The sequence below is a fragment of the Nocardioides sp. TF02-7 genome (assembly GCF_022437945.1).
GTDB lineage: Bacteria > Actinomycetota > Actinomycetes > Propionibacteriales > Nocardioidaceae > Nocardioides.
On the sequence record NZ_CP092535.1, the window covers coordinates 3,597,504 to 3,616,682 of the forward strand.

Annotated in this window: 16 protein-coding genes and 4 pseudogenes; 13 read left to right on the forward strand and 7 right to left on the reverse strand. The window is 74.3% G+C overall.

Translation table 11 applies throughout. The annotated features are described in order from the left end of the window. Positions 1 to 32 precede the first annotated feature (32 nt). The 5 genes and pseudogenes from atpD to MF408_RS18575 all read left to right on the forward strand — a co-directional run bounded on the left by atpD (position 33) and on the right by MF408_RS18575 (position 3,560). Positions 33 to 1,487: a F0F1 ATP synthase subunit beta gene (gene atpD, locus MF408_RS18555; protein ID WP_240248924.1), complete on the forward strand. Its 1,455-nt coding sequence runs from the start codon at positions 33 to 35 to the stop codon at positions 1,485 to 1,487. Positions 1,488 to 1,560: 73 nt separating this feature from the next. Further along, positions 1,561 to 1,608 (forward strand): annotated as a pseudogene (locus MF408_RS18560) (hypothetical protein); the annotation flags it as partial. A gap of 73 nt (positions 1,609 to 1,681) precedes the next feature. Beyond that, positions 1,682 to 1,906 carry a hypothetical protein gene (locus MF408_RS18565; RefSeq protein WP_240248925.1) on the forward strand — a complete coding sequence of 75 codons (225 nt, stop codon included), beginning with the start codon at positions 1,682 to 1,684 and terminating at the stop codon, positions 1,904 to 1,906. A gap of 9 nt (positions 1,907 to 1,915) precedes the next feature. Beyond that, positions 1,916 to 2,371 carry a DUF2550 domain-containing protein gene (locus MF408_RS18570; protein ID WP_240248926.1) on the forward strand — a complete coding sequence of 152 codons (456 nt, stop codon included), beginning with the start codon at positions 1,916 to 1,918 and terminating at the stop codon, positions 2,369 to 2,371. Then, on the forward strand, positions 2,364 to 3,560 hold the full coding sequence (locus tag MF408_RS18575) for an MFS transporter (protein WP_240248927.1): 1,197 nt from the start codon (positions 2,364 to 2,366) through the stop codon (positions 3,558 to 3,560). The genes MF408_RS18570 and MF408_RS18575 overlap by 8 nt, the downstream gene beginning before the upstream one ends. Before the next feature lie 3 nt (positions 3,561 to 3,563). On the opposite strand, the gene MF408_RS25845 is transcribed toward MF408_RS18575, so the two are convergent. Next, complete coding sequence (locus tag MF408_RS25845; RefSeq protein ID WP_275693224.1) at positions 3,564 to 4,580, reverse strand: DEAD/DEAH box helicase; 1,017 nt, start codon at positions 4,578 to 4,580, stop codon at positions 3,564 to 3,566. On the opposite strand from MF408_RS25845, the gene MF408_RS25850 reads away from it, so the two are divergent. Beyond that, a complete protein-coding gene (locus tag MF408_RS25850; RefSeq protein WP_275693225.1) occupies positions 4,540 to 6,867 on the forward strand; it encodes a hypothetical protein in 2,328 nt (775 codons plus the stop codon). The genes MF408_RS25845 and MF408_RS25850 overlap by 41 nt on opposite strands. Beyond that, on the forward strand, positions 6,849 to 7,190 hold the full coding sequence (locus MF408_RS18590) for a SelT/SelW/SelH family protein (protein WP_240248928.1): 342 nt from the start codon (positions 6,849 to 6,851) through the stop codon (positions 7,188 to 7,190). The genes MF408_RS25850 and MF408_RS18590 overlap by 19 nt, the downstream gene beginning before the upstream one ends. A 70-nt stretch (positions 7,191 to 7,260) precedes the next feature. Here the strand turns inward: MF408_RS18590 and MF408_RS18595 are convergent, their stop codons facing one another. After that, on the reverse strand, positions 7,261 to 8,694 hold the full coding sequence (locus MF408_RS18595) for an FAD-linked oxidase (protein ID WP_240248929.1): 1,434 nt from the start codon (positions 8,692 to 8,694) through the stop codon (positions 7,261 to 7,263). A gap of 444 nt (positions 8,695 to 9,138) precedes the next feature. Here MF408_RS18595 and MF408_RS18600 point away from each other — a divergent pair, with 444 nt between their 5' ends. Further along, a complete protein-coding gene (locus tag MF408_RS18600) occupies positions 9,139 to 12,228 on the forward strand; it encodes a BTAD domain-containing putative transcriptional regulator (protein WP_240248930.1) in 3,090 nt (1,029 codons plus the stop codon). 265 nt (positions 12,229 to 12,493) lie between these two features. Here MF408_RS18600 and MF408_RS18605 read toward each other — a convergent pair whose 3' ends face one another. Then, positions 12,494 to 13,510: a transglycosylase SLT domain-containing protein gene (locus MF408_RS18605; RefSeq protein WP_240248931.1), complete on the reverse strand. Its 1,017-nt coding sequence runs from the start codon at positions 13,508 to 13,510 to the stop codon at positions 12,494 to 12,496. Next, positions 13,507 to 14,115 (reverse strand): cob(I)yrinic acid a,c-diamide adenosyltransferase, encoded by a 609-nt coding sequence (locus MF408_RS18610; RefSeq protein WP_240248932.1) that lies wholly within the window; start codon positions 14,113 to 14,115, stop codon positions 13,507 to 13,509. Before MF408_RS18610 ends, MF408_RS18605 begins: the two co-directional genes overlap by 4 nt. Before the next feature lie 192 nt (positions 14,116 to 14,307). Here MF408_RS18610 and MF408_RS18615 point away from each other — a divergent pair, with 192 nt between their 5' ends. The 4 genes and pseudogenes from MF408_RS18615 (at position 14,308) to MF408_RS18625 (ending at position 16,726) form a co-directional block, all read left to right on the forward strand. Further along, the gene (locus tag MF408_RS18615) at positions 14,308 to 14,616 is read left to right on the forward strand and encodes an STAS domain-containing protein (protein ID WP_240248933.1); all 309 of its coding nucleotides are present in this window, start codon (positions 14,308 to 14,310) and stop codon (positions 14,614 to 14,616) included. Between the two features lie 116 nt (positions 14,617 to 14,732). Then, positions 14,733 to 14,786: pseudogene (locus MF408_RS25855) on the forward strand (hypothetical protein); the annotation flags it as partial. Between the two features lie 106 nt (positions 14,787 to 14,892). Continuing rightward, positions 14,893 to 16,113, forward strand: a pseudogene (locus tag MF408_RS18620) (methylmalonyl-CoA mutase family protein); the annotation flags it as partial. A 217-nt stretch (positions 16,114 to 16,330) separates the two neighbouring features. After that, positions 16,331 to 16,726, forward strand: coding sequence for a cobalamin B12-binding domain-containing protein (locus MF408_RS18625; RefSeq protein ID WP_240252035.1), 396 nt, complete (start codon positions 16,331 to 16,333; stop codon positions 16,724 to 16,726). A 17-nt stretch (positions 16,727 to 16,743) separates the two neighbouring features. On the opposite strand, the gene MF408_RS27090 is transcribed toward MF408_RS18625, so the two are convergent. From MF408_RS27090 to MF408_RS18635, 3 genes and pseudogenes are all read right to left on the reverse strand, one after another. Beyond that, positions 16,744 to 16,920: a LuxR C-terminal-related transcriptional regulator gene (locus MF408_RS27090; protein WP_345893766.1), complete on the reverse strand. Its 177-nt coding sequence runs from the start codon at positions 16,918 to 16,920 to the stop codon at positions 16,744 to 16,746. Positions 16,921 to 17,107: 187 nt separating this feature from the next. Continuing rightward, positions 17,108 to 17,344, reverse strand: a pseudogene (locus tag MF408_RS27095) (response regulator transcription factor); the annotation flags it as partial. A gap of 371 nt (positions 17,345 to 17,715) precedes the next feature. Beyond that, entirely contained in the window at positions 17,716 to 18,336 is a 621-nt protein-coding gene (locus tag MF408_RS18635; RefSeq protein ID WP_240248934.1) for a histidine kinase dimerization/phosphoacceptor domain-containing protein, read from the reverse strand. 408 nt (positions 18,337 to 18,744) lie between these two features. On the opposite strand from MF408_RS18635, the gene MF408_RS18640 reads away from it, so the two are divergent. Beyond that, positions 18,745 to 19,173, forward strand: a complete 429-nt coding sequence (locus MF408_RS18640) for a hypothetical protein (protein ID WP_240248935.1) — start codon at positions 18,745 to 18,747, stop codon at positions 19,171 to 19,173. The last annotated feature ends 6 nt before the right edge of the window (positions 19,174 to 19,179 follow it).

Below are 19,179 nucleotides of genomic sequence, written 5' to 3' on the forward strand. Positions count from 1 at the left end.
CCCCCAGAACCACCACAACGGAGTAGACAGACATGACTGCAACGGTTGAAGAGACCACGACCAGCGGTGCGGCCTCGGTCGGTCGGATCGCTCGGGTCATCGGCCCGGTCGTCGACGTGGAGTTCCCCGTCGACGCGATGCCGGAGATCTACAACAAGCTCGAGGTCGAGGTGACCCTCGGCGACGAGACCACGCTGCTGCCGCTCGAGGTGGCCCAGCACATCGGTGACGGCATGGTCCGCGCGATCTCGCTGAAGCCGACCGACGGCCTGGTCCGCGGCGCGCAGGTGACCGACACCGGCGGCCCGATCACGGTGCCGGTGGGCGACGTGACCCTCGGCCACGTGTTCAACGCGACCGGCGACGTGCTCAACCTCGAGGAGGGCGAGCAGCTCGACGTCCAGGAGCGCTGGGGCATCCACCGCTCGGCTCCGGCCTTCGACCAGCTCGAGGCGCGGACCCAGATGTTCGAGACCGGCATCAAGGTCATCGACCTGCTGACCCCGTACGTGCAGGGCGGCAAGATCGGCCTGTTCGGTGGTGCGGGCGTCGGCAAGACCGTGCTCATCCAGGAGATGATCGCCCGCGTGGCACGCAACCACGGTGGTGTGTCGGTGTTCGCCGGCGTCGGCGAGCGCACCCGTGAGGGCAACGACCTCATCGAGGAGATGACCGAGGCCGGCGTGTTCGGCCAGACCGCCCTGGTGTTCGGCCAGATGGACGAGCCGCCGGGCACCCGGCTGCGCGTCGCGCTGTCCGCGCTGACGATGGCGGAGTACTTCCGCGACGTCCAGCAGCAGGACGTGCTGCTGTTCATCGACAACATCTTCCGGTTCACCCAGGCGGGCTCGGAGGTGTCGACCCTGCTCGGCCGGATGCCGTCCGCGGTGGGCTACCAGCCCAACCTGGCCGACGAGATGGGCGTGCTCCAGGAGCGGATCACCTCGACCCGTGGTCACTCGATCACCTCGATGCAGGCGATCTACGTGCCCGCGGACGACTACACCGACCCGGCGCCGGCGACGACGTTCGCCCACCTCGACGCGACGACCGAGCTCTCGCGTGAGATCGCCTCGCTCGGCATCTACCCGGCCGTGGACCCGCTGACGTCGACCTCGCGGATCCTCGACCCGCAGTACATCGGCCAGGCGCACTACGACTGCGCGATCCGCGTGAAGCAGATCCTGCAGCGCAACAAGGAGCTGCAGGACATCATCGCGATCCTCGGTGTCGACGAGCTGTCCGAGGAGGACAAGATCATCGTCTCCCGGGCTCGCCGGCTGCAGCGGTTCCTGTCGCAGAACACCTACGTCGCCAAGCAGTTCACCGGCATCGAGGGCTCCACGGTCCCGGTGTCGGAGACGATCGAGGCGTTCAACAAGATCTGCGACGGCGAGTACGACCACGTGGCCGAGCAGGCGTTCTTCATGTGCGGTGGCCTCGACGACGTCGAGCGCAACTGGGCCGAGATCCAGAAGAACCTCTGACATGGCCGGCTCCGAAGCGCTCCACGTCGAGCTGGTCGCGGCCGACCGGACCGTGTGGTCCGGCGACGCCGCGATGGTGATCGCGCGGACGACCGAGGGGGACCTCGGCGTCCTGCGCGACCACGCGCCGGCGCTGTCGCTGCTGGCGGCGGCCGTGATCGAGGTCCAGGTCGAGGGGCACCGACGACGTCGTGGTGGCGGCCGTCGACGGCGGCTTCCTCAGCGTCGCCAACAACCGGGTGTCGATCCTCTCCGAGCGCATCGAGCTCGGCGAGGAGATCCACGTCGACCGGGCCCGGGCGGAGCTCGAGGAGGCCCGCGGCCTCATCGGCGCCAACGACGAGGCGGAGAAGCGGGTGCGTCGCGCCGAGGCGCGCCTGCGTGCCGCCGAGAAGGTCTCCTCCGGCGTAGGCCACTAGCGAGAGTCCATGGCGTGGTGGGAGTGGTTGCTCGACATCGCGGGCGTCACCCTGCTCCTCGTCGTCGTCTACGGCGTCGCGCTGGTCGTACGCCGCCGGGTCCTGGCCCGGCACGGGGGCACGTTCGAGCTCAGCCACCGGCTGCGCCCGGACGTGCCCGACCAGGGCTGGGTGCTCGGCCTCGGCCGCTACTCCGGCGAGCGCCTCGAGTGGTTCCGGGTCTTCACGCTCGACCCGCGGCCGCGCCGGGTCTGGCTCCGTGAGGCGCTGACGTACGACGGCCGGCGCGAGCCGGTCGGCGCCGAGCAGGCCTCGCTCTACCCCGACCACCTGGTGATCCGCTGCGGCTCCCCGGACGGGCCGGTGGAGCTCGCGATGAGCCCCGCCTCGCTGACCGGCTTCCAGTCCTGGCTCGAGGCCAAGCCTCCGGGCGCCGACTGGGACCGCCGGGCGACCGGTGCCTGACGGCCCTCACACCGGCGCCCGCAACGCGGTCGCGGTCGTCTTCGCCCTCAACGGCCTGTCGTTCTCCTGCCTGGTCGCGCGGCTCCCGGACATCCGCTCGGGCCTCGACCTCTCCAACGGAGGCCTCGGCCTCCTGCTGCTGCTGATCACCGTCGGCTCCCTCGTGGCCCTGTCCGCGAGCGGTCGCCTGGTGGGCCGGTTCGGCGCCACCGCGGTCGTCCGCGCCGGCTGCGTCGCGGTGGTCGTCGGCTTCGTGCTGTCCGCGGCCGGCGTCGCGCTGTCGTCGTCGGTGCCGGTGACCGCGGCCGGGTTCCTCGTCTACGGCCTCGGCATCGGCGGCTGGGACGTCGCGATGAACGTCGAGGCCGCGGAGGTGGAGCGGGCGCTGGGTCGCACGATCATGCCCCGGTTCCACGCCGGGTGGTCGCTGGGCACGTTCGGCGGCGCCGGGGTCGGCGTCGTGCTCACCCGGCTCGACGTCCCGGTGGCGCCCCACCTCGTCGTCGGCGCTCTCGTCTCCGGCGGGGTCGCAGCCCGTGCGGCCGGCCGGTTCCTGGCGACCTCCGCGGCGGCGGCCGCGCCCGCCGGCCCCGGGCCGGAAGAGGGGCGGCGTACGCGCTCCCCGTGGACCGAGCCGCGCACGCTCGCGATCGGCGTGATGGTGATGTGCTTCGCGCTGGTCGAGGGCGCGGCCAACGACTGGCTCACCCTCGCCCTCATCGACGGCTACGACGTCCCCCACTGGGCGGGCGTGGCCGGGTTCGCGCTGTTCGTGTCGGCGATGACCACGGGCAGGCTGACCGGCCCGGCGGCGCTCGACCGCTTCGGCCGGGCGCCCGTGCTCGGCCTGTCCGCGCTGGTCTCCGCCGTGGGGGTGCTGCTCGTGGTGTGGGGCGGCAGCTGGCCGCTCGTGGCGCTCGGCATCCTGCTGTGGGGGACCGGCGCGGCCCTCGGGTTCCCGGTCGGCATGAGCGCCGCCGCCGACGACCCGGTGGGCGCCGCCCGGCGGGTCGGCGTGGTCGCCACCATCGCCTACGGCGCCTTCCTCGGCGGTCCGCCGCTGCTCGGCGCGCTCGCCGACCGGGTCGGCACCCTGGAGTCGCTGCTGGCGGCCGCCGGGGTGATGGTGGTCGCGATGTTGACGGTCGGCGCCGCGCGGGAGCGGTCCGCGACGACCGCGAGCGACTGAGGCCTACTCCTCGAACAGGCCGCGGATGTCGTCGGCGCCGATGGCGGTGCTCATCGCGCCGCCGCCGTCGACCACCCGGGCGAACAGCTCGGCCTTGCGGCCCTTGAGCTCCATCACCTTCTCCTCGATCGTGTCGGTCGCGACCAGCCGGTAGACGTTGACGTGCTGGGTCTGGCCGATCCGGTGGGCGCGGTCGACGGCCTGCGCCTCGGCGGCGGGGTTCCACCACGGGTCGAGGACGAAGACGTAGTCGGCCTCGGTGAGGGTCAGGCCGACGCCGCCGGCCTTCAGCGAGATGAGGAACACCGGCGCCGCGCCGGAGCGGAACTGCTCGATCACCGTCGCCCGGTCGCGGGTGGCACCGTCGAGGTAGAGCGCGCCGATGTCCTCCCGGGCCAGCCGGTCGCGCACCCGGCCGAGGAACGACGTGAACTGGCTGAACACCAGCGCCTGGTGGCCCTCCGCGGCGATCTCGGCGAGGTGCTCGACGAGCAGGTCGAGCTTGGCGGAGCCGACGCGGTCGTGGGCCGGGTCGACCAGGGCCGGGTCGAGGGCGAGCTGGCGCAGGCGGGTCAGCGCGCTGAAGATCGCGACCCGGTTGCGGTCGAAGTCCTCGACCAGGCCGAGGATCTCCTGCCGGGCCTTGGCGAGGTGGGTGTCGTAGATGCGGCGGTGCCGTGCCCCGAGCGCGACGTCGAGCACCTGCTCCTGCTTGGGCGGCAGGTCGGCCGCGACCAGCTCCTTGGTCCGCCGCAGGACGAACGGACGGATCCTCGCCCGGAACCGCGCCAGCGCCTGCTCGTCGGCCCCGCGCTCGACCGGTCGCACCACCCGCTCGGTGAACTGGCGCGGCCACGGGTAGAGGCCGGGCACGGTGATCGACAGCAGCGCCCACAGCTCCATGAGCCGGTTCTCGAACGGCGTGCCGGTCACGGCCAGCTTGAACGGGGCGGCGACCGAGCGCGCCGCGGCGTACGTCTTGCTCTGGTGGTTCTTGACCTGCTGCGCCTCGTCGAGCACCAGCCCGGCCCAGCGGACCGAGGGCGTAGTCGGCCTGTGCCAGCCGGAGGAGGGTGTACGTCGTCACGACGAGGTCGCTGGTCGCCGCGAGCGCCGCGACGTCGTCGGAGCGGCGGGTGGCGACGCCGACCCGCAGGCCCGGCGCGTGGCGCGCCGCCTCGCTCGCCCACGCCGTGACGACGCTGGTCGGCGCGACCACGAGGAACGGGCCGTCGTCGGGGCGCTCGACCCGCGCCCGCGCGACGAGCGCGAGCACCTGGAGGGTCTTGCCGAGGCCCATGTCGTCGGCCAGGATCCCGCCGAGCCCGTGCTCCCACAGGAACGAGAGCCACCAGAACCCTTCGCGCTGGTAGGTCCGCAGGTCGGTCGCCAGGCCCACCGGCTCCGGGCGGGGGATGACGGTGAGGTCGCGCAGCGCCTGCGCGCGGCGGACCCAGTCGGCCGCCTGGGCGTCGACGATGCCCGTCTCGGCGAGCTGGGCCCACAGGCCGAGGTCGTGCTTGCCGACCCCGATCCGGTCGCCCTCGCGCTCGCGCAGCTCGGCCGCCGCGGCGACCACCTCCCGCAGGCGGTCGAACTCGGGGCGGTCGGTCGTGATGTAGCGCCCGCTGGGGAGGACGAGGAACTCGTGGCCGAGGGTCAGTGCCGCCAGTACGTCGGGGAGCGGCACCCGCTCGCCGTCGACGGAGACGGCGACCTCGAGGTCGAGCCAGTCGGTCGGACCGTCGGCGGCCTCGCCGTCCACGAGCTCGAAGCTGATCTCGGGGGCCTCGTCGACCTCGCGGAAGTCGGGGCGCTCGACCTCGACCACCTCGACGCCGGCGAGCCCGCGGAGGTGGGGCAGGTCGTGGATCGCCAGGGTGAGCGCATCGCCGCCGTGGACGGCGTCGACGCCGAGCAGGTGCGGCGGCACCGTCGCCCGGATGTCGGCCTCCTTGGCGCGGTCGCGCACCCCTCCCAACCGGTCGCGGCTGTCGAGCGGGCAGCCGCGGGTGTCGTCGTAGCGCCACTGCCAGTCGAGCTCGGCCGACGTCGAGGCGTGCCAGCCCACCGTGACGACCAGCGTCGGCTCCAAGGGGGCCGGCAGCTCGACCGAGCCGTCGGGGGAGCGGACGGTCAGGTGCCGGACGAGCCCGGTGAGCCGGTCGCGGAAGGTCTCGAGCTCGCCGGCGGGCACCTCCAGCGCCTCGCCCTCGACCATCGAGCGGACGCCCGGTGGCACCCTGCGCCGCAGCTCGGCGAGCTCGAGGTGCCCGTCGGCGTCGAGCAGGCCGACCATGGTGGGGTCGTGGCCGGGGAGCAGCAGCTCGCCACGCCAGAGCGCGCCGTCGACGTCGACACCCAGCTCGAGCCGGGCGGTCCCTCCCACCCGGGTGAGGTCGGCGGCGAGCCCGACCGGCTCGTCCCGGAGGGTGACCGACCGCAGCGGCGCGACCGGGTGCAGCTCCACACCGGCGGCGACGGCGGCGCGCAGCAGCCGCGGCAGCTGGGCGCCGAACTGGTCGAGCGACGGTGCGGTGCCGGCGGGCTGGTAGCCGAGCGAGCGGTGCGCCTGCCAGGCGGCATGCAGAGCTCCGAGCGCGTCGGCCTGCTCGGGCACCAGCGCCCCGCCGAGCACCAGGTGGCCGACGTCGGGCCAGTCGGCGCCGGTGCGGATCCAGTTCTGCCGGGCTCCCGGCCGCAACGGCCGCAGCCGCAGCACCGGGGCATCCTCGGTGTAGCGGTAGATCCGCCGCTGGTCGAGGGAGAGCTGGAGGGCGATCGGCACCGCCTCCGCTCGGAACGTCGTCGTGCGGGCCAGCTCGTCGACGAGCGAGCCGAGGCGCCGCTCCCACGCCGGGGTGCGGTCGCCACCGACGTGGCCCTTGCGCATCGTGAGCGCCACCGCCGCGCCGTGCTTGCACATGTTGCGCACCGGGCAGGTGCAGAGGCTGAAGATCCATCCCGACGTCGACGTGCGGCTCCGCCCGCTGGGCCGGCCGACCTCGCAGTGCAGCTGCACGTGGTAGGGCGAGAGCGCCGAGCCGCGGACGTCGGCGGTCGCGGTCACCGACCCGGAGCTCAGCTGGTGCAGGTGGGGCGGGCCGTCGAGGCGGTCGACGTAGCTGCGGGCGCGGGCGAGGGTCTCGGGAGCGAAGTGCTCCTCGAGGAACTCGTCGGTGAGCGAGGCCAGGACGTCCACGGTGCGACCATCGTGGCACGCGGTGCGGACAGCGCACGAAGCCATCCACAGAGGCTGCCGCGGCGGGGGCTGGAAGACTGGGCGCCATGGCGGGACGGGTCGTGATCACCTACTGCGTCCGGTGCCGGTGGCTGCTGCGCGCGCAGTGGTACGCCGCCGAGCTGCTGCAGACCTTCGAGGACGAGCTCGACGAGGTGGCGCTGCGCCCGGCCCCGCGCGACGCCGACGCCGGCGTGTTCCGGGTCGAGGTCGAGGGCGTCTCCTCCGGGACCGCTCCGACGGGGTCGGGGCGCGTGACGGTGTGGAACCGCAAGCGCGACGGCGGCTTCCCGGAGGTGGCCGACCTCAAGCGCCGGGTGCGCGACCTGGTCGCTCCCGGCAGGGAGCTGGGCCACACGGAGCGAACGGCCGACCGGGCCGGCTCCTGAGGAGCGGCCCGGCCGGCCGGGTGGGGGTGCCGGGGAGAGGGTCAGCGGACGTTCCCGATCGCGTTGCGCGTCACGTCGTCGGCCCTCCGTCCTCGTAGAGCCGCGGGACGCGGTGGTTGGCGACGAAGAGGCCGTGCGGGTCGACCGCCGACCGGACGCCGACGAGCTGGCGCCAGGCCTCGGGGCGGTACGCCGTGCGCGTGTCGACGGGGTTCTCGGCGAAGTTGAGGTACTGCCGTCCCGACGAGCACGTCGCGAGCGCCCCGCTGACCGCTGCCGCGGCGCGGTGTCCCTCCGCGGCCATCTCCGGCGTGAGCGCCATCGCGCCGCCGAACCACAGGAACCGGCCCTCGAGGTGCGACAGCACGCCGCCGCCGTCGTGCGGCCGTCCGAGGGCACCGCCGAGCTGGCGCAGCTCGGCGATGGCGAGCGGCGTGTCGGCGCCGGGACCGACCTGCGCCAGGAACGCGTCGATCGCCGCGTCGGGGAGGGCGTCGAGCACTCGCGAGTCCGAGGTGACGGGCGCGCCGCCCTCGGGGTCCATGTGCAGCCGCACGAGCGACGCCGCCGGGACGGTCGCGAAGGTGTCGATCTCCGGCCGCAGCGCCCGCAGGTCGGCGAGCAGCTCGCTGCCGCGCTCGGCGCTGCCGAGCACGGCGCCGTCGACGACGACGACCGCCCGACCGCGGAGGAAGTCCGGCAGGTCGGGGAGGTCCGGGAGCCGCATGACGCGGAAGGCGGTGGTGATCTCGTCGGGTGCGTCCGGCGCCCAGGCCGCCCAGGTGCGCAGCACCGGCTCGGCCTGGGCGGCGTCCCACAGCAGGAACCCCGCGTAGGCCGTGGGGATGTCGAAGGAGCGGAGCTCGAGCGCGGTGACCACGCCGAAGTTGCCGCCCCCACCCCGGAGCGCCCAGAACAGCTCGGCGTTGTGGTCGGCGTCCGCGCGCACCAGCGTGCCGTCGGCGACGACCAGCTCCACGGCGGTGAGGCTGTTGGTCGCCAGCCCGAGCTTGCGGGCGTACCAGCCGATGCCGCCGCCGAGGGAGTAGCCGGCGACACCGACGTCGGGGAGGAGCCGTGCAGGACCGCGCGCCCGTCGGCGGCGGCGGCCGTGACGGCGGCCTCCCAGAGGGCACCGCCCTCGACGCGGACGATGCCGCGGCCGGGGTCGGCGACCGCCAGGTCGAGGTCCGACGTACGCACGACGACGACGTCGTCGAGCCCCCTGGGCGGCGAGCGGGCCGGCGTTGTGGCCGGTCGACTGGGCCGCCACGCGGAGACCGTTCTCCGCGGCCACGCGGACGACGGTCGCGACCTCGGCCGCCGAGCGCGGCACGGCGACCGCGGCCGGGCGCTGGTCGACGGCGAAGTTCCAGGGAACCCGCACCTCGTCGTACCGCTCGTCGCCCGGCAGGACGACGCGGTCGCCGAGCAGGCCGCGCAGGGCGTGGCCCACGGTGACGAGGTCGGGCGGGGTGCTGACGGTGTCGGTCTCGATGGTCATGGGTGCTCCTCGGTGCTGCTCAGGGCGTCTGTCGTGATGCCGAGGACGGTGCCGGCGACCGCTTGGGAGCGACTTGGGGTCGACTTGGGGCCGCCGCCCGAGCCCGCCGGTCGGCGTCGACCACCTCGTGGAAATCCCGTGCTGACCTGCGCGGACGTCCCTATGCTGCGGGCGTGCCAGAGCAGGTCGCGGTGTCCGTCCTCGGCGCCCTGGAGGTCCGGCGCGGGGGATCGGTCCTCGACCTCGGCACGCCCAAGCAACGGGCGCTCGTCGCGGCGCTCGCGCTGGCGCACGGCTGGCCGGTGTCGGTCGACGCGATCGTCGACCACCTGTGGGGCGACGACGCGCCGCCCGGCGTGACCGGCACGCTCCAGGCCTACGTCTCCCCAGCTGCGCCGGGTCATCGAGCCCGACCGCGCGCCGCGGACGCCGGCGACCGTCCTGGTGACCACGGCGCCCGGCTACGCGCTGCGGGTGCCCGAGGACGCCGTCGACGCCCGACGCTTCGAGCAGACGGTCACCCGCGCCCACAAGCGGCTCCAGCCGCTCGGGACGTGGGGGAGTCACGGGCTCGACGCCGCGGTGCTGGAGCAGGAGCGGGCCGCCCTCGACGGCGCGCTCGCGCTCTGGCGGGGGACGCCGTACGCCGAGCTGGACGGCGTCGACGCCGTCACCGCCGAGCGCGTCCGGCTCGAGGAGCTGCGGATGGTGGCGCTGGAGGACCGGGCGCTGGCCGCGCTCGCGCTCGGCGACCACGCACCGGTCGCGGCCGAGCTGGAGGCGCTCACCGCGGCGCACCCGCTGCGGGAGCGCCTGTGGTCGGTGCGCGCCGTGGCGCTCGCCCGGTCGGGGCGGCAGGCCGAGGCGCTCGACGTGCTCCGCCGGCTCCGCGACGTGCTCGACGAGGAGCTCGGCATCGAGCCGTCGGTGGCGGTGCGCGACCTGCAGACGGCGCTCCTGCGCCAGGACCCGGACCTCGACTGGCGCACCCCGCCCGCGGCGGCGGCCCCGCCGGCGCCCCCGGTCGCGCCGCCGGTCCCGTCTGCGCCCGCTCCGCGGCCGGCTGCCGAGGTCAACGTCGCGCCGTGGCCGATGGTGGGCCGCGACGCCGACCTCGCCGCCCTCGTCGGCCTGCTGTCGGAGGCCGAGCGGGGCCGGCCGTCGTTCGCCGTCCTCACCGGCGAGCCGGGCATCGGCAAGTCCCGCCTCGCCGCCGAGGTGCTGCTCCAGGCCCGCCGGCACGGCACCCGGGTGCTCGTCGGGCGGTGCACGCAGGACGAGGGCGCCCCGCCGCTGTGGCCGTGGAAGTCCGTGCTGGAGGGGGTCGGGCTCGACCTCGTCGACGCCGTGACCACGGCCGGCCAGGACGAGGGCGGCCGGTTCCGCGCCTGGGAGCGGATCTGCGACGCCGTCCGCGGCGCCGCCCGCGACCGCGGCCTGGTGGTCCTCCTCGACGACCTGCACTGGGCGGACGCGGCCACGTTGCGCGTGCTGCGACTCCTGGTCGAGTCGGTCACCGACGAGCACCTGCTGCTGATCGCGACCTGGCGCAGCCACCCGGCGCCGACCGGGCCGCTCGCCGAGGCCGCCGAGGCGCTCGCCCGCCGCCACGCCCACCGGGTGGCGCTGACCGGTCTGCCCGAGCGTGAGGTGCGCACGGTGTTCGAGGCGATCGCCCGTCGGGCACCCGAGGCCGCCGAGTCGCAGGCGCTGCTGCAGCGCACCGACGGCAACCCGTTCTTCCTCGTCGAGCTGGCCCGCCTCAGCGCCGAGCGCGGGGGCCGACTCCCCGGCGACGGGCTGCCGTCGGCCATCGGCGAGGTCATCGACCGCCGGCTGGCGCGGTTGCCGGACGAGACGGTCGCCACCCTCCGGGCGGCCTCCGTCATCGGCCGGCAATTCGACCTCGGCACGCTCGAGGCGGCGGCGGCCGTCGCGGACGACGCGGACGTGCTCGACCTGGTCGAACCGGCCCAGGCCGCGGGACTGCTGCGCGAGGACGGCCCCGACCGGTTCCGCTTCGCGCACGCCCTGGTCCGTGACCGGCTGCGGGAGGGGTTGAGCGCCAGCCGGCTGGCGCGCGTGCACGCCCGGACGGCGGCGGCGCTCGAGGGCCTGCCGGGCCGGGAGTCGGAGGTGGCGCGCCACTGGCGCGACGCCGGACCGGCCCACGCCGGCCGCGCCTGGCGAGCGGCGGTCGCCGCCGCCGACGTCACCCGTCGGATGCACGAGCACGACGAGGCCGCCGGGCTGCTGCGGTCGGCGGTCGACAGCCAGGCAGCCGACCCCGCCGTGACGCCCCTGGAGCGCTACGACGTGCTCCTCCGGCTCGTCGACGCCCACCGGTGGTCGGCCAACCTCCCGGGCCTCGTCGCCGCGGCCGAGGAGGCGATCGGGATCGCCCACGACCTCGCCGACCCCGAGCTGCTGGCGAGGGCGGCGATCTCGGCCAGCCACGAGGTGCTGTGGCGTTCGGCGCCGGACGGGGAGACCAACCCCACGGTCACGAGCGCGCTGCGGACCAGCCAGGACCGGTTGCCGCCCGGCGACGGCGAGCTGCGCTGCCGGGTGCTGCTCGCGCTCGCCGTCGAGGGCAAGAGCGTGACGCCGGTGCCCGCCATCCGCCCGCTCGTCGACGACGCGCTGGCGATGGCCCGCCGCCTCGGCGACCGGCGGCTCCTCATGAACGCCCTCCAGGTGGGCTACATGACACAGTGGGTGCCGTCGACGGCTGCGGAGCGCTTGTCCTGGATCACCGAGGCGGTCCGCATCGCCGAGGAGACGGGCGACTCGCGTGCCTACGTCGTGGCCGGCACCCTCCGCACCGCGTCGCTCAGCGAGATGGGTCGGGTCGCGGAGATGTGGGAGCAGCTCGCGGCCGCGCGGGCGGCGGCGCTGCGGCAGCGGATCTTCTACGGCGACCTGATCCTCACCACCATCGAGGTGTCGTGGCTGGCGATGTGCGGCCGGTTCGCGGAGGCCGAGGCCGCGATCGAGCGGCTGCAGGGCTACGGCGCGGTCCTCGTCCACGAGACGGTGGAGGCGAACGTCGACCTCGCGCGCTGCGCGGTCGCCTACTGGGGCGACCGTCCGGGGTCGGCGGTCGACACCCTGCTCCGCTGGTCGGCGGAGGAGGAGGTCCGGCCGACCGCCGCGGTCTACCTGTGCCGCGCCGGCCGCCTCGACGAGGCCCGGGCGTTCGTCGCAGACCCCGGTGTGGAGTTCCACGACGACGACCTCTCCACGGTGCTCGCGGCCGGGCACGTGGCCGAGCTGGCGACGTACCTCGACGACCCGACGCTCGCGCAGCGCGCCCACGACGTGCTGCTCCAGCACGCCGGCCGGCCCTGCAGCGCCGGCTCGGGCCTGGTGACCGCCCCGGTCGACGCCTACCTCGCCCTGGCCGCCGCCGTTCTCGGACGACCGGACGAGGCCGCCCGGCACGCCGCCAGCGCCCGCGACCAGGCCACGGCCTGGGGCCTCGACCGGGTCTGCGCGTGGCTCGAGGAGGAACGCGCGCGGCTGGGGTTCTGAGGGTGGGGGCCGGGTAGGTGTGGGGTTGCGGCGGGGGCGGGATTTCGGGGGTGCGGTTTTTTCGGGGTGCGGACGGCGTGAGGTTTCCCCCGGCCGACCGGGGGAAACCTCAACTTGTCGGGCAAAGCAATGCCGGACAAGTGGAGGTTTTGCCCGTCACGTCGCCCGTTGAGCCCCTCGATCGCGCCGCCGCCCCCACGATCGCGCCGACCCCGCGACCGCCCGCGCCGACCCCCTCGGCCCACCGCGGCGCCGCCGACCGCGGTCAGTCGGTCGCGGTCCCGAGGTGCCGCTCCGGATGCTGCCGGGCGTAGCGCCGCACCGGCACCGGGCGCTCCTCGTCGTACCCGACCGGGAGCCACAGGTCGCCGATCGTGGACAGGTAGATGATCTGCCAGGCGCTGAGCGTGCGCAGCGCCTGCGGGTCGCGCTCGAGCACCGAGGCGTACGCCAGGATGCCAGCGACGTAGCCGGAGTGGTTGTTGTAGCTGTAGAGCGCGTCCTCGAGCCCGTCCCGGCCACCGGCCCCACCGCTGGCGGCCAGGTAGCGGGCGGCGGCGAGGATCGCGTCGTGCGGGTCGTCGACGTCGCCCTCGCCGTAGGCGGCCCAGGTCGAGGGGATGAACTGCATCGGGCCCTGGGCGCCGGCCGACGACACGCCGCGGATCCGGCCGAAGCCGGTCTCCACCAGGTTGATCGCCGCGAGCACCTCCCACGGTACGCCGTGGACGCGCTCGCCCTTGCGGTAGAAGCGCAGCAGGTCGGCGAGCGGCGCCGGCTCCGCGATCCGCCACGCCGGCAGCTCGTCGGTCAGCGTCGTGTGCAGGCTCCGCAGCGACCGGCGCGCGTGGACGTGCGCCGACACGTCGGCGCGGTAGCGCCGGGGCACCGCGGCGCGCACCCGCTCCTCCCACGCCGGCCGGCGGGCCAGCTGGCGGTAGAGGAGCTGGGTCTCGAACGCCGCCGCCCGCCGCACCTCTCCGCCGTCGGCCGACGCGCGGGCCAGGTCCTCGGCGACGGTCAGCCGGGTCGCCAGCTCCCGGGGCGTGCGGGCCGGCACGAACCGCTCGGTCACCGGCGGCGCCTGCGGCAGCTGCTGCTCGGGCGCCCCGGTCGGGCCGTCGGTCGGGCTGCGCAGCGTCTCGCCGTCAGGGCTGCCGGTGCTCGCGCTGCCGGAGGGGCTACCTGCCGGACCGACGTCCCCGCCGCCGTCGTCGTCGGAGCACGCGCCGGTCGCCGCCAGCACGGCGACGACCGTGAGTGCTCCGAGCAGCCGCCTCACCTGCCCGGCTCGCCCCCGCTCGTCCCTCGCTGCGCCCGCTCACCGCCAGGCACCCAGAGCACGTCCCCGTTCTCCCGGTTCGCATACCGCGCCAGCACGAACACCAGGTCCGACAGCCGGTTGAGGTAGGTGATCGCCAGCTTGTTCATCGTCTCCCCGTGCACGGCGTACGCCGCCCACGCGGCGCGCTCGGCACGACGTACGACGGTGCGGGCGACGTGGAGGTGGGCGGCCGCCGGCGTCCCTCCGTTGAGGATGAACGACCGCAGGTTCGGCACCTGGTCGTTGTAGTGGTCGCACCACTGCTCGAGCCGGTCGACGTAGTCCTGCTCGATCCGCAGCGGCGGGTACGCCGGGTCGTCGGTCACCGGGTTGCAGAGGTCGGCGCCCACGTCGAAGAGGTCGTTCTGCACGTGCCCCAGCACCGCCACGACGTCGTCGTCGAGCCCGCCGATCGCCAGCGCGACACCCAGGTGGGCGTTCGCCTCGTCCACGCTGGCGTACGCCTCCAGCCGGAGGTCGGTCTTCGTGGTGACGCTCATGTCGCCGAGCCGGGTCTCGCCGGCGTCGCCGGTGCGGGTGTAGATGCGGGTGAGGTTGACCATGGACCGAGCGTAGGCCGCCCGGGGAGGTGGGGCGCGGCGACGCCCCCCGTCGGGCCACCGACCCCGCCGGCGCCGGTGTGACCGGCGACACACCGGGGCCGGTTGGTCGCCCAATGCAACCGAATCAGGGTGCGGAGCGTCATGGTGGGTAAAGAACCACCACAACTCGGGCGTGGTGCAGGAAGGGGAGCCATGGACATCGTGAGCGACGGGTCGACGCTGGTGCTCCGCGGCGACTTCGACGTTCGCAGCACCAGCGAGGTGCGCAACGCCGTCTACGACCTCCTCGACCGTCACGACGGGCACGTCACCATCGACATCACGCAGGTCGACACCGTCGACGTCACCGCCCTCAAGGTGCTGGCGGTCGCCAGCCGGTTCGCCCACCGCGACGGCCGCCGGATCGTCCTCCGGGGCGCCTGCCCGGCGGTCCGCCGGATGCTCCACCTCTCCCACCTGATCCGGTTCGTCGAGCTGGAACGCGAAGCCATACCCGCCTGACCACTCCCGGAAGGTGTCGGAAACCCCACATCCCCGAGGCGTTACCAAGCAGTAGCGATCGCCCTAGGCTGCCCGCCATGAGCGAGGAGAAGCGCACGAAGGACCGCCCCTGGGTGATGCGCACCTACGCCGGGCACTCCACCGCGGAGGCGTCCAACGCGCTGTACCGCACCAACCTGGCGAAGGGGCAGACCGGACTCTCGGTCGCCTTCGACCTACCGACGCAGACCGGGTACGACCCCCGACAGCCCGCTCGCCCGCGGCGAGGTGGGCAAGGTGGGCGTCCCGGTCCCGCACCTGGGCGAGATGCGCAAGCTCTTCGACCAGATCCCGCTGGCCGAGATGAACACCTCGATGACCATCAACGCCACCGCCATGTGGCTGCTGGCGCTCTACCAGGTCGTCGCCGAGGAGCAGGCCGGCGTGCCGGAGGGCCGCGCCACTCCGGAGGAGGTCGCGGCCCGGCTCGCGGGCACGACCCAGAACGACATCATCAAGGAGTACCTGTCGCGGGGGACCTACGTGTTCCCGCCGGAGCACTCCCTGCGGCTGATCGCCGACATGATCGCCTACGCGGTGCACAACATCCCGCGGTGGAACCCGATCAACATCTGCAGCTACCACCTCCAGGAGGCGGGTGCGACCCCGACCCAGGAGCTGGCCTACTCGCTGTGCACCGCGATCGCGGTGCTCGACCGGGTGAAGGCGTCGGGGCAGGTCTCCGACGAGGACTTTGAGAAGGTCGTCGGCCGGATCTCGTTCTTCGTCAACGCCGGCGTGCGGTTCGTCGAGGAGATGTGCAAGATGCGGGCCTTCGTCGAGCTGTGGGACGAGATCACCCGCGAGCGCTACGGCGTGCAGGACCCGAAGATGCGACGCTTCCGCTACGGCGTCCAGGTCAACTCGCTCGGCCTGACCGAGGCGCAGCCGGAGAACAACGTCCAGCGGATCGTGCTGGAGATGCTCGGCGTCACGCTGTCGAAGAAGGCCCGCGCGCGGGCGCTGCAGCTGCCGGCGTGGAACGAGGCGCTCGGCCTGCCGCGTCCGTGGGACCAGCAGTGGTCGCTGCGGCTGCAGCAGGTGCTCGCCTACGAGTCCGACCTGCTCGAGCACGAGGACATCTTCGACGGCTCGCACGTGGTCGAGGCGAAGGTGAAGGAGCTCGTCGACGGAGCGAAGGCCGAGATCGACCGGGTGCAGGCCATGGGCGGCGCGATCGCCGCGGTCGACTCCGGCTACATGAAGCAGGAGCTGGTCTCCGCGCACGCCGCACGCCGGGCCAGGATCGAGAGCGGGGAGGAGGTCATCGTCGGCGTCAACCGGTTCGAGACCACCGAGCCGAGCCCTCTGACCGCCGACCTCGACACGGCGATCATGGTCGCCGACCCGCAGGCCGAGCAGACGGCCCTGGAGTCGCTGCGCGCCTGGAAGGAGCAGCGCGACCAGGCGGAGGTCGACGAGGCGCTGCGGCGGCTGGCCGAGGACGCCAAGAGCGACGCCAACCTGATGGAGGCCACGCTCGCCGCGGCCCGCGCGGGCGCGACGACCGGGGAGTGGGCGAGGCACCCTGCGCGAGGTCTTCGGCGAGTTCCGCGCCCCGACGGGGGTCAGCGGCGCGGTCGGGGTCGCGGAGGCGGGCGAGGAGCTGGCGGCCGTCCGCGAGGCGGTCCGGCGGACGGGCGAGGAGCTGACCGGCCACGGCGGGCGGCTGCGCCTGCTCGTCGGCAAGCCCGGGCTCGACGGCCACTCCAACGGCGCCGAGCAGGTCGCCGTACGGGCGCGGGACGCCGGGTTCGAGGTCGTCTACCAGGGCATCCGGCTCACGCCCGAGCAGATCGTCGCGGCCGCCGTGGCCGAGGACGTGCACTGCGTCGGCCTCTCGATCCTCTCCGGGTCGCACATGGAGCTGGTGCCCGCCGTGCTCGACGGCCTGCGAGCCCAGGACATGGCCGACGTCCCGGTGGTGGTCGGCGGGATCATCCCCGAGTCCGACGCGCGCCGGCTCGTCGACCTCGGCGTCGCGGCCGTGTACACGCCCAAGGACTTCGGCCTGACCGAGATCATGGCCGGGATCGTCGGCGTGATCCGGCGTGCCAACGGGCTCGACTGAAGCGCCGGGGTGGTGGCTCAGCCACCAGGCCGCACGAGCCCCATCTCGTACGCCGCCACGGCGGCCTGGGTGCGGTCGCGGACGGCCAGCTTGTGGAGGATCGCGGCGACGTGGGTCTTGACCGTCCCCTCGCTGAGGAAGAGGGCCGACGCGATCTCGGCGTTCGACCTTCCTGAAGCGATCTCTCGGAGCACCTCGGTCTCGCGGGCCGTCAGCCGGTCGAGGAGCGGCGACCGCGCCGTCCTCCGTCCGGCGTGCTCGCGAAGGAGGCGGTCGACCAGGGCAGGGGGCCAGCGTCGTGCGTCCCTCGGCCACCGCCCGGACGCCGGCGCGGATCTCGTCCGGCGGCATCGACTTGAGCAGGTAGCCGGACGCTCCGGCGCGGACGGCGGCCACGACCAGGTCGTCGTCGGCGAAGGTCGTGAGCACCACCACGCGCACGCCGTGCAGAGCAGGGTCTGCGGTGATCCGCTGTGTCGCCTCGATCCCGTCGAGCCGGGGCATCCGGACGTCGAGGAGCGCGACCGACGGCCGGTGCTCGCGCACCAGCGACACCGCCTCCTCTCCGTCCGCTCCCTCCGCGACCACTGCGAACCCCTCGCCCAGCTCGAGGACCATCCGGAGGCCCTGCCGGACCAGCGGCTCGTCGTCGACCACGACGAGGCGCACGGTGCTCACGGCGCTCACGGCGCTCACGGCGCCTCCGTCGCGAGCGGGATCCGGGCCTCGAGCCGCCAGCCCTCGGGGAGGCGTCCGAGGAGAGCCGGCCGCCGAAGAGGCCGAGACGACGTCGGAGGCCGTCCAGCCCCCGGCCGCTGCCCGCGACGTGCGAGGGCTGCGGCCTCCCGTCGTCGCGGACCTCCGTCACCAGCTCGCCGTCGCGCCGGAGGACCCGCACCTCCGCACGTCCGGCGTCGCTGTGCCGGACCACGTTGGTCAGGCCCTCCTGGACCACCCGGTAGACGGTCGTGGCGACGCTGGCCGGCACGTCACCCGTCCCGGTGTCGACGTCGAGGACGACGTCGAGCCCCCCCGCGGCGGACGCCCTCGACCAGGTCGTCGATGTCGGCGAGCCCCGGCGCCTCACCGTCGCGAGGGCCGAGCAGTCCGAGGTAGCGGTGCATGTCGGCCAGCGCCTCCCGCCCGCTCCGCTCGATCGCCGCCAGCGCGTCGGCCGATCCGGTGTCCGTGGTTCGCTCCCGGGCGGACCCGGCGTGCAGGGTGATCAACGTCAGGGCGTGCGCCATCGAGTCGTGCAGGTCCTGCGCGATCCGCCGCCGCTCGGCCTCGACCGCCTCCCGGGCCGTCCGGTCGGCAGCCACCTCGGCCAGGACCCGGCGGTCCGTCGCGATCCGGAGCCCGCGCAGGAGGACCCAGGGAAGGACGATCAGCACCGCGTTCACGACGACGTCGGCGGGTTGCGCCGTCCCCGTGAGCAGGTCGGGCGCCAGACCGCAGCCGAGGACCGCCGCGACACCGACGAGACCCGTGCGCGGGCCGGCGTACCAGCCCAGGGAGCCGAGCAGGAACAGGATCGTGAGGTACGGCGTCGCCACCGCGGCGTCGCCGACCAGCGGGTCGGTCACCAGGCCGAGCGCCACGAACGCCATCGACAGCAGCGGAGCGCGCCGCCGGAGCGCGACGGCAGGGGAGCACCAGGAGTGTTGCGAGCTGGTGGTCGAGGCGGTCGTCGACGTCGACGAGGAGCAGCTCCACCTCGGCGACGAGGAGGACGGCGGCTCCCAGGAGGAGGTCGCGCGACGGACGGAGCATGCGGGTGATCGTAGGAGCGAGCACGCTCCGTGTCCTCTGTCCTGCGACAGAGGCGAGGGTGGCCGCAAGGCCGATCCGCGCCCGGTCTCCGAGCTCCTAGCGTCGCCCCGACCCGGTCGGACGACGACCCCGGACCAAGGAGATCACGATGTCCCCTCACCACCACCGCACCGACGCTGCTCCTTCCTCGCACCGCCGCGAGGCCCGCTGCAGCCTTCGCGGCCTCCCTCCTGGCCGTCAACGGCGTGTGCGGGGTGCTCGGCGGCGACGACAGCGACCACTTCACCGGCCTCGGCCTCCTCTCCGAGCTCACCGCCGGCGCGGCGTTCGTCGCGGCGGCGGTCGCTCTCGTCGCCCTGACGCCGGTGACCGGCTGGCGCGGACTGCTGTGGTGGCTTGCTCCGGCCGGGCTCACGGTCGCGGGCGGCACCATGCTCGCGGTGCCCGTGGTCGGCCAGGAGCCCGCCGAGTGGCTCTTCGTGCTGGCCGTGCTGCCGACGTTCGTCGGGCTCGTCGCTGCCGGCGTGCTCGGCACGCGCCGGGTCTGGCCGGGCTGGGTGGGTGCGGGCGTCGCCCTCCTGCTCCCGATCATGTTCCTGCTGCCCCTCAACGGCTTCCTGATGGCCGTCGTGTGGACCTCCGTTGCCGTCACCGCGCCGCGGGACCGGGCGTGACCACAC